Raw genomic sequence first — 14,717 nt, 5'->3', positions numbered from 1 at the left:
GCCGCGGCGACGGCGTCGTCGTCCTCGGCGCGCGGCAGGTCGCCGACGCCGACCGCCTCGCGGGCCACGAACTCGTATCGCGCGAAGTCCTGGAACCCCGTGGCGATCCGGCTCCGCCAGCCGTCGAGGCTCAGGCCGGCGAGGTCGGTTCCGTCCACGGTCACGGTACCGCGCGACGGACGATACAGCCCGCAGAGCAGCTTCACGAGGCTCGTCTTGCCGGCGCCGTTCTCGCCGACGATCGCGACCGTGGCGCCGGCCGGCAGCACCAGGTCCACGTCGCGCAGGGCGGGCCGGCCGGTGCCGGGGTAGGCGAACGACACGCCTCGCAGGGCGATGCCCTCCCGCAGCCGGTCCGGCGGAGGGTCGCCCGCGGCGGGGGAGGGGCCACCGCCGGCGGCGGCACGCAGCTCGCGCAGCCGGCGGTCGGCCGCCGCGAACCGCTGCAGCGCCGGCAGGAGCGACACGGCCTGGGCCACCTGGACGTTCACCAGAGCCGCGAGCACGATGATGAGCACGACGTCGCCGAGGCTCTGCCGGCCGGCCGCCGCCTCGCGCACCACCAGCCCGACCGCGCCGACATAGCCGGCGGCGAGCGATAGCTGCCCGAGCGCCCGCAGTGCGCCGCCGCGCAGGTGCCCGCTCCACAGCGCGGCGCCGGCCGTGCGCCACTGCGCCGCGTGCCGGCGGCGGATCTCGTCCTGCAGGCCGTACACGCGCAGCTCCTTCGCGGTCGCCGGCCGGGTCGCGAGCTGGAAGAGGTTGCGGGCCAGGCGGGTCGGCCCGGCGGCGGCGAGCCGCGCGCGGTCGAGGATCCGGTCGGCGCGGCGGCCGGCCAGCAGCGGCGGTACGGCCACGAGCGGCAGCAGCAACAGCACCGGATGGACCAGGGCGAGCAGGGTCGCGGTGGTGGCCACGCCGACGAGCAGCCCACCGGCGGCGAGCAGCGCCTCCAGCGCGAGCCGGACGTTCTGGATCTCCTCCTCCAGCACCGCGAGCCGGTCGGCCTGGTCCGGGTCCTCGTGCACGCCGAGCCCGGCGGAGCCGTTGGCCAGCCCGATCAGCTCGACGTCGTAGTCGACGAGGTTGAGCTCGGCCAGCTCGAAGTAGGCGACGTGGGCGAAGTGGCCCAGCGTCAGCGCGGCCAGCAGCTGCGCCGCCACCACACAGCCCGCCACGGCGGCGGTGCCGCGCTGGCCGGCGGCCGCAGCGTCGAGCAGCCACCGCAGGGCGGCGGCCGCGAGCGGTACCGTCGCGCCGCCGGCGACCATGAGCACCGCGGCGGTGAGCGTCTTGGCGCGGCTCTGTCGCCAGCAGCGGCGCAGCAGGTCGCCGACGGCGGTGGTGAAGGCGCCGCGCGCCGCCGGTCCGGTGGCCGTCGTCATGTCGCCGCCACCTGCCCCTCGGCGCGGTCCTCGCCGAAGCGGTCGGCCTGCAGGCGGAACAGCCGGGCGTACCGGCCGCCGCGGGTGACCAGCTCGTCGTGGGTGCCCTGCTCGGTGATCCGGCCGCCGTCGAGCACGACGATGTGGTCGGCGTGGCGCACGGTCGAGAAGCGGTGTGCGATGAGCACGCTGGTCCGTCCCCTGGTCAGCCGCTCGAACTCGGCGAAGAACCTGGCCTCGGCGCGCACATCGAGGCTGGCGGTCGGCTCGTCGAGGACCAGGATCGCGCCGTCGTGCCGCAGGCGGAACAGTGCGCGGGCGAGCGCGACGCGCTGCCACTGGCCGCCGGACAGGTCGGTGCCGCCCTCGACGTGCCCGGCGAGCGGGGTGGCGAGGCCCTGCGGCAGCCCCTCCAGCGCGTCGAGAATGCCCGCCGCCGCGGCCGCGGAGCGGATCCCGGCCTCGTCGGCCAGGTGCGTGACGCTGCCCAGGCCGATGTTGTCCCGGGCCGAGGTCTCGTGCCGCAGGAAGTCCTGGAAGACCACGGCGAGCAAGGCCCGCCAGCGCTCGACCGGGTAGCGGCGGATGTCGGTACCGTCGGCGGTGATCGCGCCGCTGTCGGGCTCGTACAGCCGGGCCAGCAGTTTCACCAGGGTCGTCTTGCCGGCGCCGTTGAGCCCGACGACGGCGGTGCAGCGGCCTGCGGCGATGGTCAGGTCGAGTCCGTCGAAGACCGGCTCGGGCCGGCCGGGATAGCGGAAGGTGACGCCCTCGAAGCGCAGCTCGCGCCGCGGCGGCGGTACCTCGGCCCGGTCGGCGGGCGCGACCGGCGGGCCGCCCCGCTGCGCCTCGGTCCGGGCGGCGAACTCCCGCACCGCGCCGTAGGCGTCGCCGCCGTACTCGGTCTGCAGGTCCGCCTCCGGGTAGTACTCGCCGAGCCGGACGGCGCCCATCACCGCCTGGATGGCGACCGCCGCGTGCGCCGTCGCGCTCGCCGTCGCGGTCGAGGCGCCGACGCCGGCCAGGACCGCGGCGGTCACGAGCAGGCCCGCACCCGTATACCAGAAGTACGGCCACAGCATGATCCGCCGGCGGGCCTGCCAGACCGGCAGAAGCCAGGACAGGTAGTGCGCGCGGTAGCGGTGGGCGAGCCAGCCGGCCAGGCCGAAGACGCGGATCTCCTTGGCCGCGGCCGGGCCGATCGACAGCTGCCGCAGGTAGTCGCCCTCCCGCCGGATCTGGGCGTTGGCCCGGAAGACGTCGGAGTAGCGGTGCAGCCCGCCGCGGTGGCCGTGGCGGAACAGCAGTACCACCGCGGCGACGGCGGCGCCGGCGAGCCAGGAGTACAGGGCGCCGAGTACGGCGGCGAAGCCGAGGAGCTGCGTGTATCGGGCGACGAGGTGCAGCAGCCCCGCGCAGCCCCGGCCCGGGCTCTGGAACGCCCGGTCGAGCTCGCCGCGTGCCCGGTCCAGCAGCGCCAGCGACGCCTGGTCCTCCAGCCGCTCCAGGCCGGGCGGGCGCAGTGCGGCCGAGATGAGCTCGTCGCGCACCCGCGCGTCGACGCGCCGCGCGACGAGCTCGCCGAGCGCCGCCTGGACCGGCACGAGCACCTGCTGGGCGGTGAACGCCGCGGCCGCCACCACGAGCGCGCCGAGCACCCGGTCGCGCTGCGGGCCGCCGGCCGCCGGCAGCCCGGCGAGGATCGAGCCGGTGGCCACGACGAAGGCGACCGGCAGCACGCCGAGGACGGCGTTGCAGGCAGCCGCGGCGAGGCACGCGGGCCAGCCCGCCGACGGCAGCAGCGCCGCGAGCCGCCATCGCGCCGCGACCACCTGCCGTACGTGCCGGACCGCGCGGGCGCCCGTCACGAGCGCCCCGCCGGCCCGGGCTGGGCGCCGACGACCGAGCCGTGCAGGACCGGCATCCGGCGGCCGGTGTCGCCGTCCTGGTCGGCGAGGATCACCCGGACGCCCGGGCGGGGTAGCATCCGGGTGCCGAGCAGGCCCGGATGCGGCTCGATGCGCTGGCCGGGCACCAGGTCCAGGCGGTACCGCTGGACGATGCCGCCGACGACCGAGCGGAACGCGTTGCGGGCCAGCATCTTGCCGATGCACGAGCGCTCCCCGGTGCCCCACGGCTCGAAGGCGCCGGGCGGGTACCCGGCGCGGCCGACGAAGCGGCCCGGGTCGAACGTGACCGGGTCGGCGAACGACCGCTCGCTGCGCTGGGTCACCCACGGCGCGAGCATGAGCGTCGTGCCCGCGGGCAGGCGGTGCCCGCCCACGTCGGTGGCGCGGACGGTCTGCTTGAACTCCCACGCGGCGGCCGGGTACAGCCGCATGGTCTCGTTGAGCACGGCTTCGAGGTACGGCAGCGCCTTGACGTCCTCGGGGCGGGGGATGCGCCCGGCGGTGGCGCGGGACAGCTCGGCGAGGGCCACGTCCGTCGCCGCCGGGTGCAGCGCCAGGAGCAGCAGCGCCCAGATCAGCGCCGAGGCGAGCGACGTCAGACCGGCGAAGTGCAGCTGCAGCATGAACTCGCGCACGAGCCGCGGGTCGCGGGGCAGCCCGACGCGCTCCAGCTCGTCCAGCAGCGCCCGGGCGAGCGAGTGGCGCGGCGGCACGGTCAGTCCCGCGTCGATCCCGCCGACCAGCTCGTCGATCGCGGCGGTCGCGGTGCGCAGCCGGCGGCGCTGGGCCAGGCCCGGGATCTCCACCGGCACGAACGTCGTGGCCAGCCAGCGTCCGGTCGACTCCATGATGTCGATGTAGAGGTCGACGGCGGCGTCGGCGTCGGGCGCGGTCGCGGACACGTCGGTGCCGAACATGTACACCTTGAAGATCCGCCGCGTCAGCGCGGTGATCTCGGGCACCAGGTCGACCACCTGCCCGGGGCGCCAGTGCCGCAGCAACCGGTCGGTCTCCTCGACGGCCACGGCGCTGTAGGCGGCCAGTGAGTGCTGGCCGAGGGCGCGGTGGCAGATCTTGCGGTACAGGGCGTGCTCGGCCCCGGTCGAGTTCAGCGGTCCGCGGCCCTGCACCTCGTCACGGGACTGCAGGTTGATGCCGCCCCCGCCGCTGATCTCCACGTGCTCGCCCAGGCCGGCGTAGACGGCCGCGACCTCGGCGGCGCCGAACGCGGCGACGACCCGGCCGCCGTTGAGCGGCAGCGCGACGAGGTCGCCGTAGTCGCGGTGGGACCGCTCCAGGAAGCCCAGCGGGTCGCGCAGGAACGCGATCTGGCGGCCGATGAGCGGCGGGCCCGACGGCCCGGGCAGCCGGTCGGGGCGAGTGGCTGAGGACGTCACGGTCGTGGCGCTCCTTTCATGTTCCCTGCGCCGTCGCGTCAGTCCGGCTCCGGGATGCCGAAGGCCGCCCGGGTACGACGGGGCGCGATTTTCAACGCGAGATTGACGAGGACACCGGCGATGCTCAGGGCGCCGAGCGGGCCAAACACCTTCACCGCTGCCCGGAACGGCAGCGGCCCGGGCAGGGTGGGGCTGATTTCGCGGGCCACCGCCAGGTACCGCCGCGCGTGGTCGCGCTTGCCCTGCCGGACGCATTCGAGCCCGGCGATCCATACCAGATACTGCATGGAGAACGTCTGGACCGCTCCGTTCATCCACCCGCATTCGCGGGCCACCTTGATCATTTTGAGCACCGAGCGGAAGTACGCCTCGTTGTCGAAGCGCATCCGGTTGGTCACCCGGTCCCCGGGGTGGTTGCGATAGATCACGCCGACCATTGGGATATGCCGGATCTGGGCGCCGTGCATCGCCAGGCGGCATACCAGCTCGGTGTCCTCCACGACGGTGAGCGTCTCGTCCCACCCGCCGTGCCGCAGCAGCGTGTCCCGCCGGAACAGCGGCTGGGAGGTCTCCAGCGCGAGCATCCCGGTGCCGGGGAACACCAGCTCGTACGCGCGCTCCAGCATTCGCTCGACGGTCTGCGCGAGCTCCTGCTCGGCGAAGGCGGTGGCGTCGGTGAAGTCGTAGTCCCGCGGCTCGTGAATGGCGCTGAAGACGATGTCGGTGTCCGGCTCGGCGGCGAACGCCTCGACCGACCGGGCAATCTTGCCCGGCGTCAGTACGTTGTCGGCGTCGAGGAACTGCACGTATTCGCCGTTCGCCATCTTCAGGCCGACGTTTCGCGCAGCCGACGGTCCGCCGTTGGGCGTCGTGACAATTGTTGTCCGGTCGCCGAACGTCGTTTCCAGAATGCTTCTGCTGTCGTCGGTGGAACCGTCGTCGATGATGAGCACCTCGATATTCGAATACGTTTGGTCCAGTGCGCTGCGCACGGCGTGCCGGACGTATTCGGCGCCGTTGTAGCACGGCACCACAACGCTCACCAGTGGCGTACCGGACGCCGTGGAGTCCTCGGTCGTCACCTGTCACCCCTGCCCGCAAAACTCCGGCGGCCGGACCTGGCCGCACACAAGGATGCTCGTCAGTGCCGTGCCGCCTGTCGAGACCCTGCCGCCGGGACGCCGTCGCGGGCCCGCAGGGGTTGCGCGCGGCGTGCGGACGTGCGAAGCCGCGGCCCGGGCACGCCAGTGCCGCGTGTCCATTTACCGAGACGATTCAGTTGACGCGAACTTGCGGGCCCTCATAGCATCCACGTCGATGGCGGCCCAAAGGCGGAGAGCGCTATCCTGGCGCTTTTATGTGTTCCCCGACCGCGCCGGTCGCCCGCAGCAACATGGTTTCGCGGTCAACAATTGAATGGGGGCTCTTTGTGTTAGGTCCCGAGAGCAAGCAGATCCACGATTTCTATCCGTCCGGTGCGCCGCGCAACGGCTGCGTCGCGCTCGGCGACCTCGCCGCGGCACCGCCCTCGGCGGCGCGACCGATCATGATCACGCCGGTCGGTCTGCGCATCCCCGGCGATCTGTCGTTCGACGGCTGGGAGCGCGCCGGCCGGCAGCTGTCGCGGATCGTCGACTCGACGGCGTGGTGCTTGGGCGACTGGCTCGTGTACGGCAAGCACAAGTACGCCGACCGGTACCTGCAGGCGATCCAGATGGCCGGCCTGGACTACCAGACGCTGCGCAACTACGCCTGGGTCGCCCGCCGCTTCGACCTCGGCCGGCGCCGGGACGGGCTGAGCTTCCAGCACCATGCCGAGGTCGCTTCGCTCACGCCGGACGGGCAGGACCACTGGCTCGACGAGGCCGAGCGGCACGGCTGGTCGCGCAACCAGCTGCGCCGGCACGTCCGGGCCAGCCGGCGCGACCTCGCGCCGGCCGCCGCGGCGAGCGCCGCCCTGCTGCCGCGGGTCAGCGTGCCGAACGACCGCTTCGAGCGCTGGCAGGCGGCGGCCGACCGCAGCTCCACCGACTTCGAGGAGTGGATCGTCGCGGTGCTCGACCGCGCCGCCGCGCAGACGCTCAAGGCCGAGTCGGCCGCTCCGCACCGCAGCTCCGCGGCGTAGTCCGGGGTGTCCCGCCGGCGGGACACGACCCGCGCCGCCGAGCCGGCGTACAGCTCAGTCCCAGCCCGAGCCCAGCCACAGTCGAGCCACGGAGGTGAACGATGACCGGAACGGCGGACATCGCAGGGCGGCGGGCGGCGCTGAGCCCGGCGCGGGCGGCACTGCTGCGGCGGTGGACCGCCGGTCGGGCGGCGCCCGAGGGCATACCCCGCCTGCCCGGCGACGGACCGGCCGTCCTGTCGTACTCCCAGGAGCGGCTCTGGCTGCTCGACCGCTTCCTCGGCGACGGTAACGCGTACAACACCATCCCGCTCGCCGCCCGCCTGCGTGGACCCCTCGACCCCGAGCTGTTCCGCCGCAGCCTGGCGGCGGTCGTGCGCCGGCACGAGGTCATGCGGACCAGCTTCACCACCGTCGGCGGCGAGCCGCGCCAGGTGGTACTCGTCGACGTGCCGGTCGCGGTGGATGTGGTCGACCTGCGCGCCGAGCCGGACCCGCGGGCGGCCGCCGAACGGTTCGCCGCCGAGCACCGCGCCGACACCTTCGACCTCGCCCGCGGCCCGCTGTTTCGCACCTGGTTGCTGCGCGTGGCCGAGGACGAGCACCTGCTGCTGCACCTGATGCACCACATCATCTCCGACGGCTGGTCCGACGACGTGCTCGTCCGTGAGATCGCCGCCGGGTATCAGGCGCTGGCCGACGGCCGGGACCCGCAGCTGCCGCCGCTGCCCATCCAGTACCGCGACTACGCCGCCTGGCAGCGCGCGCGGCTCGGCGGCGAACCGCTGGCGCGGCTGCTCGAACACTGGCGGGACCGGCTCGGCGACGCACCGCGCGCGGTGGAACTCCCGACCGACCACCCGCGCCCGGCCGTGCAGCGCTTCGCCGGCACCACCTGCCCGGTCCGGATCCCGGCCGCGACCACCCGCGGGCTGCGCGCGGTTGCCCAGGCCGGCGACGCCACGCTGTTCATGGTCCTGCTCACCGCGGTCGACGTGCTGCTGGCGCGGTACAGCGGCCAGACCGACATCGTCGTGGGCACCCCGGTGGCCGGTAGGACCACGCCGGAGACCGAGGCGCTCATCGGGTGCTTCATCAACACGCTCGTGCTGCGCACCGACCTGTCCGGCCACCCCACCTTCCGCCAGGCCCTCGCGCGCGCCCGGCAGGTCGCGCTGGCCGCTTACGCCAACCAGGAGCTGCCGTTCGAGCGGCTCGTCGAGGAGCTGCGGCCCGACCGTGACACCAGCCGCAACCCGCTGTTCCAGGTCATGTTCGTGCTGCAGAACAGCCCCCCCACCGACCTGCGGTTCGGCTCGTTCACGCTCAGCCCGGTCGAGCTCGACAACGGCGTCGCCAAGGTCGACCTCACCATCGATCTGCGCGAGTTCGACGGCGAACTGGTCGGGCGGCTGCAGTTCGACAGCGACCTGTTCGAGCCGTCGACCTGCGAGCGGATGACCCGGCACTTCACCACGCTGCTGGCCGCCGTGGCCGAGGACCCCGACCGCGCGGTGTCGGACCTGCCCCTGCTCGACGCCGTCGAGACCGCCCTGGTCACCGGCGAGTGGAACGCCACCGACGTCACGCATGAGCTGGAGGGCCTGCACCGGATCGTCGAGCGGGCGGCGGCCCGGCGGCCCGACGCGATCGCGGTGAGCGCCCCCGACGGGCAGCTCACCTACCGCGAGCTGGACCGGCGCGCCGACCTGGTCGCCCGCGCGCTGCGCACGGCCGGCGCCGGCCCGGACGCGCTCGTCGCGCTGTTCGTGGACCGCTCGGTCGCGCTACCGGTGGGCATCCTCGGCATCCTCAAGTCCGGCGCCGCCTACGTGCCGCTGGACCCCACCCACCCCGCCGAGCGGGTCGCCGGCATGCTCGCCGACGCCGCCGTGACGGCCGTGCTCACCACCGCCGCGCTGCGCGACGCCCTGCCGGCGCAGCCCGCACCGGTGCTCGCCGTCGACGCGTTGCCGCCGGCGACCGGCCCGGCCGCGCTGCCCGACGTCCCGCTGGACGCCCTCGCCTACGTCATCTACACCTCGGGCTCGACGGGGCGCCCGAAGGGCGTGATGATCTCGCACCGCGCGGTGGCGAACATGATCCGCTCCACCCTGAACGACATCGGCGTCGACCCCGGCGACGCGGTGCTGCAGTACGCGACCGTCTGCTTCGACGTGTCGGTGCTGGAGATCTTCACCGCCCTCTGCGCCGGCACCCGGCTGGTCATCCCCGACAGCGAGACCGTGCTCAGCCCGCGCGCGCTCACCGAGCTCATCCAGCGCGAGCAGGTGACGGTGTTCGACATCCCGCCGGCGGTGCTCGAGCTGCTCGACGCCGATGCGACGCCCTCGCTGCGCATCCAGTTCATCGGCTGCGAGGCGTTCGGCGGTCCGCTCGCGACCCGCTGGCAGCGGCCCTGGCGGCGGCTCATCAACGGCTACGGCCCGACCGAGGCGACCGTCATGATGACCCTGATGGAGCTGGACCGGCCCTACGACCGGATGCCGCCCATCGGCACGCCTATGCCCAACCACCAGGCGTACGTGCTCGACGAGCGGCTCAACCCGGTGCCCGTCGGCGTCGGCGGCGAGCTGTACATCGGCGGCACCGGGCTCGCCCGCGGCTACCTGTACCGGCCGGGTCTGACCGCCGACCGGTTCGTCCCCGACCCGTTCGCCCGCCGCCCCGGTGGCCGGCTGTACCGCACCGGCGACCTCGCCGCCTACCGCGCCGACGGCGTCCTGTCGTTCCTCGGCCGGGTCGACCGGCAGGTCAAGATCCGCGGCTACCGCATCGAGATCGGCGAGATCGAGGCCACGCTCGGCACGCACCCGCTCGTCGGGCAGGCCGTCGTCGCCGTGCGCGGCGACACCACCGATTCCAAGCACCTCGTCGCCTACGTCCAGCCCGCGGGTGAGGCCCGGTTCACCTCCGGCGAGATCCGTGAATGGCTCGGGCAACGCCTGCCCGGATACCTGGTGCCGCAGGTGATCGTGCCGATCGACGCGCTGCCGCTGCTGCCCAGCGGCAAGGTGGACCGGGCCGCCCTGCCCGACCCGGCGACCCTGGCCCCGGCGCGGGCGGCCGAGGAACGCCCGGCCGTCACCGCGCGCACCGCCGTCGAGCGGCGGCTGGCCGAGGAGGTCTTCGGGCCGGTCCTCGGCGTCGCCGATGTCGACGTGCGCGAGAACTTCTTCCAGCTCGGCGGCAACTCGCTGCACCTGGCGGCCCTGCAGTCGCGCATCGCCGAGGTGCTCGGTGTGGACGTGCCGCTGCGTACCCTGTTCCAGACGCCGTCGGTGGCCGCGCTCGCCGCACACCTCGACGGCCGGCTGCCGCGTTCCGAACGGCACCCCGACGAGCGCGACGAGGAGGCCGACCGCTTCCCGCTCACCCCGCAGCAGCTGCGGCTGTGGGCGCAGGCCGAGCGCACCGGCTGGTACAACAAGCCCCTCGCCGCCCGGCTGACCGGCATCGTCGACCCGGCGACGGTCCTCGACGCGGTGCGCGCCGTCGTGCGCCGCCACGAGCCGCTGCGCACGACCGTCGACGCGTCCGCCGTCGAGCCCTACCAGGTCGTCCACGCCGACCTGGCGCCGCTCGCCGAGGTCGTCGACGCCGAGGACGGCGGCGAGGCGGCGATCGCCGCGACCGTGCGGGCCGAGGTGACACGACCGTTCGACCTCGGCCGCGGGCCGATGCTGCGGGCCGTCCTGCTGCGGCTGTCCGACTACGATTACGTACTCGTCGTGACCGCCCACCCGCTCGCCTGGGACGGCGCCTCGCGCGCCGTGCTCGCCCGGGAGCTGCTCGTGCTGGGCGACGCCGCCGACGCCGGCGGGCCCCTGCCGCCGCTGACCGTGCGGTACCGCGACCACGCCGGCCGGCAGCGCGACTGGCTGGCCGGCCCGGACGCGGCGCGGGCGGTGGAGCGCTGGCGGCACCGGTTCGCCGGCGCGCCCGGCCCCGTGCGGCTGCCGGGCCGGACCGGTGGCGCCGAGACGGCGCAGCCCGGCGGCGCGGGCGCGGCGCAGCGGTTCACCGTCCCGGGCGCGCTCGACGTCCGGCTGCGGGCGCTGCAGGACGAGGCCGGCGTCACCCCGTTCGTGCTGCTGTTCGCCGCGTTCGCCGTGACGCTGCACCGCATCACCGGCGGCACCGACCTGGTGACCGGCGTACCGCTGGCCAACCGGGTCCACCCAGGCACCGGGTCGCTCGTCGGCCACTTCGTCAACACGCTGCCGCTGCGCGTCGACCTGGCCGGGAACCCCACGTTCGGCGAGGTGCTGCGCCGGGTCAACGCCGCCGTCGTCGACGCCTACGCCGACCAGCAGGTGCCGTCGTCCGCCGTGCCCGGCGCGGTGCCGCCACCCGTGACCTTCGACCTGCTCACCGACGCCGCCGGGCTGCGGCCCGCGCCCGGTGTGGCCATCGGCGCGGTCGACGTCGACACCGGGCGCGCCGACGCGGAGCTGGCGGTGGCGATGGAGCGGCGGCCCGACGGGCTGCACGGCACCGTCACCCACGCCACGGGCGTCTACCCCGCGCAGGTGGCACGCCGGCTCGTCGAGGAGTACCTTGCCGTGCTCGCCGCCGTCGCCGCCGATCCCGCGCTGGCCCTCGCCGCGGTTGGCCCGCGGCGCGACGGGCCGGCTGTGGCAGGCTGACGCGATGGCCACCATTCACGATGTCGTCGTCGAGAGCCGCCACCCCGCGTCGCTGGCCCGGTTCTGGGCGGCGGCTCTCGACGGATACGCCGTCGCGCCGTACGACGAGGAGGAGCTCGCCCGCCTGGCGGGCAACGGCATCTTCGACCCCGAGGACGACCCGTCGGTCCTCGTCGAGGCCGCACCGGGCGTGCGGCCGCGGTTCTTCTTCGTGCTCCAGCCGGAGCCGAAGGCCGCCAAGAACCGCATCCACCTCGACCTGCGCGCCGAGGACCGGCCGGGCGAGGTTGCCCGGCTCGCCGGCCTCGGCGCCTCCGTGCTCAGCGAGCACGACGGCTGGACCGTGCTCGCGGACCCGGAGGGCAACGAGTTCTGCGTGCGGGACTGACCTGCCCGCCGCGTGTGGCCCAAGGAGGGAGAACCGTTCTTGACCAGTGCCATCGACCACGACGCGTACCAGGTGGTGCGCAACGACGAGGAGCAGTACTCGGTCTGGCCCGCCCGGCGGGAGCCGCCGCAGGGCTGGTACCACACCGGCTTCACCGGTGCCCGCGAGGACTGTCTGGCCCACATCGACCAGGTTTGGAACGACATGCGGCCGCTGAGCCTGCGCCGCGCCCTCGCCGAGGCGTCCGCCGTGGCGCCGGCCCCCGCACTCAGCGTTGCCGGCGACGACGGGCCCGACCTGGTCACCCGGCTCTGCGCCGGCGACCACCCGGTCGAGCTCGTGCTGCGGCCGGCCGCCTCGCCGCAGCGGCTGCGGCAGGCGCTTGACGCCGGCTACGTGCACCTGCGGTTTCCGCAGACCGACGGCGGTACCGAACTCGGCGTGAGCCTCACCGGCGGCACCGACGCCGACCTCGACGCGGGCACTGGCAGCCTTACCCTCGAGGGCGAGCTGACGCTGGACTTCGTCGACGTGCGCTGCCTGGCCACCGTCGACGTCGCCACGCTGACCGGCCGCGCCTCGCTGCGACGCCGCTGAGCGAAGGCGACAAGTGGCCCGCCCGCGTGGGCGGGCCCCTTGTCGCGTCGCGGCTCAGCCGGCCCGCAGCCCCTCGTCGATCCGCCGGGCGAACGCGGCGAGCCGGTCGTCGTCGAAGATCTGCCGCAGCGGTACCGCCACCCCGAACCGGTCGTTGACCCGGGTCGTCATCCGGGCGGCGAGCAGGGAGTCGCCGCCGAGCTCGAAGAACCGGTCGTCGCGCGTCACCCGCGTCAGGCCGATCATGTCCTGCCACACCAGCGCGACCGCCGTCTCCGTCGCGCCCCGCGGCGCTTCGCCGGTCGCCGCCGCGCCCTCGGCCGCGGTGACCGGCAGTGCTGCCAGGGCCGCCCGGTCGAGCTTGCCCGACGGGGTGCGCGGCATGGCGTCGAGGAACACGAACGCGGCCGGCACCATGTAGTCGGGCAGCCGCCGGCGCAGGGCCGCGCGCACCGCGGCGGCGTCGAGCGCGCCGTGCTCGCCGCCCGGCCGCACGAACGCCACGAGCCGGCGGGCGGCCCCGCCGGGGGCGCCGTCGACGAGCGCGACCGTCTCGGCGACGCCGGGCACCGCGGCGATCGCCGCCTCGACCTCGCCCAGCTCGATCCGGTGCCCGCGGATCTTCACCTGGTGGTCGAGGCGGCCGGCCACCTCCAGCCCGGCCTCGGTCCACCGGCCTCGGTCGCCGGTGCGGTACTGCCGATGCCCGGGCGGGCCAGCCGGATCCGGCACGTAGACGCCCGCGGTCAGCCCGGGGCGGCCGAGGTACCCGCGGGACACGCCCGCGCCCGCCGACACGATCTCGCCGGGCACGCCGGGCGGCACGGGCAACAGCGCGGCGTTCACCACGGCGACGCGTGAGCCGGGCAGGGGCCGCCCGGCGGTGATCGGGCCGCCGTCGGGGTGCAGCTCGACCCACGTGGAGCAGAAGCTGTCCTCGGTGGTGCCGTAGAGGTTCACCACCCGCCGCGGCCCGCGCTCCCACACGCGCCGGGCCAGCTGCTGCGGCAGCGCCTCCCCGCCCAGCCCGACGGTGTGCACGGTCGCGGGCCAGCCGTCGATGTCCAGCAGCGCCGCCATGCCCGACGGCACGGTCGTGACCATCGTGACCCGGTCCCGGTCCGGCAGGGTCGGCAGGTCGAGCACCGACTCGGCCAGCACCACCGTGCCGCCCGCGGCCAACGGCGTGAACAGCTCGAACAGCGACAGGTCGAACACGAGCGAGGTGGCGGCGACCAGCCCGGCCAGCTCGTGCCGGCAGAACGCGGCGACGCCCCAGCCGATCCGCATCAGCGCGCCCTCATGGGTCACGCCGACGCCCTTCGGACGCCCGGTCGAGCCCGAGGTGTACAGCACGTAGGCGAGCTGGCGGGGGTCGACCAGCCGGGCCGGGTCCACCGCGGCGCCGTCGCGCTCGGCCGCGGCGACGAGCTCGTCGACGCTCACCACCGGCACGCCGTATCCGTCGAGCCAGCTCGCGGTCTCCGCGTCGGCGAGCACCAGCCGCGCCTCGGCGTCCTGGAGCATGCCGGCCCGCCGCTCTGGCGGGTCGTTGTCCCGCACCGGCAGGTACGCGGCGCCGGCGGCGAGCACGCCGAGCATCGCCACCGGCAGGTCCACGGTGCGCGCGTGGCAGATCGCGACCCGGTCCTCGGCGCCGATCCCGCGCGCCTGCAGTCCGGCGGCGAGCAGCTCGACCCGGCGGCGCAGTGCGCGGTACGTCAGTGACACCCCCGCCGCGGCGACCGCCACCCGGTCGGGGACGTGCGACGCGGCGGCGAGCACGGCCTCGTGCAGCCACACGGTGCCGAGGTCGGGGACCGGTCCGCCGTCGCCCCAGCCGTCCACGACCGCGAGGTCGGCGGCGTCGGCGAGCGGCACGAACGGCAGCGGCCGGTCGGGCGCGGCGACGACCGCGGCGGCCAGCCGCGCGGTGCGGTCGGCGAGGCGCTGGACGGTGGCCGCGTCGAACAGTTCCGCGTCGTACTCGATGCCCAGCCGGACCGCGCCGCCCGGCAGCGTCTCGGTGAGCACGCTGAGATCGAACTTCGCCGTGCCGGTGGCCAGCGGTACCGTCCGGGCTGTCACCCCGTCGAGCTCGACCGCCGCGTCGGCGGGCTGGTCGCCCAGCATCACCTGGAACAGCGGCGTGGGGGGGCGGCGGGGCCGGCCGGGCCCGCGCCCCCCACGCCCCGAACCGGGCGGCGGGCGTCGGGGCGGGCGCGCCCCGCGGCGCCGCCACCCC

The 14,717-nt window shown here is 75.0% G+C and carries 8 protein-coding genes and 1 pseudogene; 4 read left to right on the top strand and 5 right to left on the bottom strand.

What is annotated here, in order from left to right; translation table 11 throughout:
- The 4 genes from ABT297_RS40805 to ABT297_RS40790 all read right to left on the bottom strand — a co-directional run.
- Positions 1–1,385: ATP-binding cassette domain-containing protein (locus ABT297_RS40805; protein ID WP_350558777.1), on the bottom strand; the 1,385-nt coding region annotated here is incomplete at its 3' end.
- Complete coding sequence (locus tag ABT297_RS40800) at positions 1,382–3,253, bottom strand: ABC transporter ATP-binding protein (protein ID WP_350558774.1); 1,872 nt, start codon at positions 3,251–3,253, stop codon at positions 1,382–1,384. The genes ABT297_RS40800 and ABT297_RS40805, both read right to left, overlap by 4 nt.
- Positions 3,250–4,692, bottom strand: coding sequence for a cytochrome P450 (locus tag ABT297_RS40795; protein WP_350558771.1), 1,443 nt, complete (start codon positions 4,690–4,692; stop codon positions 3,250–3,252). Before ABT297_RS40795 ends, ABT297_RS40800 begins: the two co-directional genes overlap by 4 nt.
- Positions 4,693–4,730: 38 nt before the next feature.
- On the bottom strand, positions 4,731–5,774 hold the full coding sequence (locus ABT297_RS40790; RefSeq protein WP_350558768.1) for a glycosyltransferase family 2 protein: 1,044 nt from the start codon (positions 5,772–5,774) through the stop codon (positions 4,731–4,733).
- A 347-nt stretch (positions 5,775–6,121) separates the two neighbouring features.
- On the opposite strand from ABT297_RS40790, the gene ABT297_RS40785 reads away from it, so the two are divergent.
- The 4 genes and pseudogenes from ABT297_RS40785 to ABT297_RS40770 form a co-directional block, all read left to right on the top strand.
- Positions 6,122–6,817 carry an LmbU family transcriptional regulator gene (locus ABT297_RS40785; RefSeq protein WP_350558765.1) on the top strand — a complete coding sequence of 232 codons (696 nt, stop codon included), beginning with the start codon at positions 6,122–6,124 and terminating at the stop codon, positions 6,815–6,817.
- Positions 6,818–6,918: 101 nt separating this feature from the next.
- Entirely contained in the window at positions 6,919–11,487 is a 4,569-nt protein-coding gene (locus ABT297_RS40780; protein ID WP_350558762.1) for a non-ribosomal peptide synthetase, read from the top strand.
- A 4-nt stretch (positions 11,488–11,491) separates the two neighbouring features.
- A complete protein-coding gene (locus ABT297_RS40775) occupies positions 11,492–11,875 on the top strand; it encodes a VOC family protein (protein WP_350558759.1) in 384 nt (127 codons plus the stop codon).
- A gap of 39 nt (positions 11,876–11,914) precedes the next feature.
- Positions 11,915–12,118, top strand: a pseudogene (locus tag ABT297_RS40770) (MbtH family protein); the annotation flags it as partial.
- Positions 12,119–12,526: 408 nt separating this feature from the next.
- On the opposite strand, the gene ABT297_RS40765 reads toward ABT297_RS40770, so the two are convergent.
- The coding region (locus tag ABT297_RS40765; protein WP_350558756.1) for a non-ribosomal peptide synthetase at positions 12,527–14,717 on the bottom strand (2,191 nt) is incomplete at its 5' end.

This window comes from Dactylosporangium sp. NPDC000555 (assembly GCF_040300025.1).
In the GTDB taxonomy this organism is placed as follows: Bacteria; Actinomycetota; Actinomycetes; order Mycobacteriales; family Micromonosporaceae; genus Dactylosporangium.
This window is presented reverse-complemented; position numbering and strand designations above follow the sequence as displayed.

Bases quoted from the DNA above. Each gene is read 5' to 3' on its own strand.
- ABT297_RS40780 (WP_350558762.1), top strand. From the start codon at position 6,919: ATGACCGGAACGGCGGACATCGCAGGGCGGCGGGCGGCGCTGAGCCCG.
- ABT297_RS40775 (WP_350558759.1), top strand. From the start codon at position 11,492: ATGGCCACCATTCACGATGTCGTCGTCGAGAGCCGCCACCCCGCGTCG.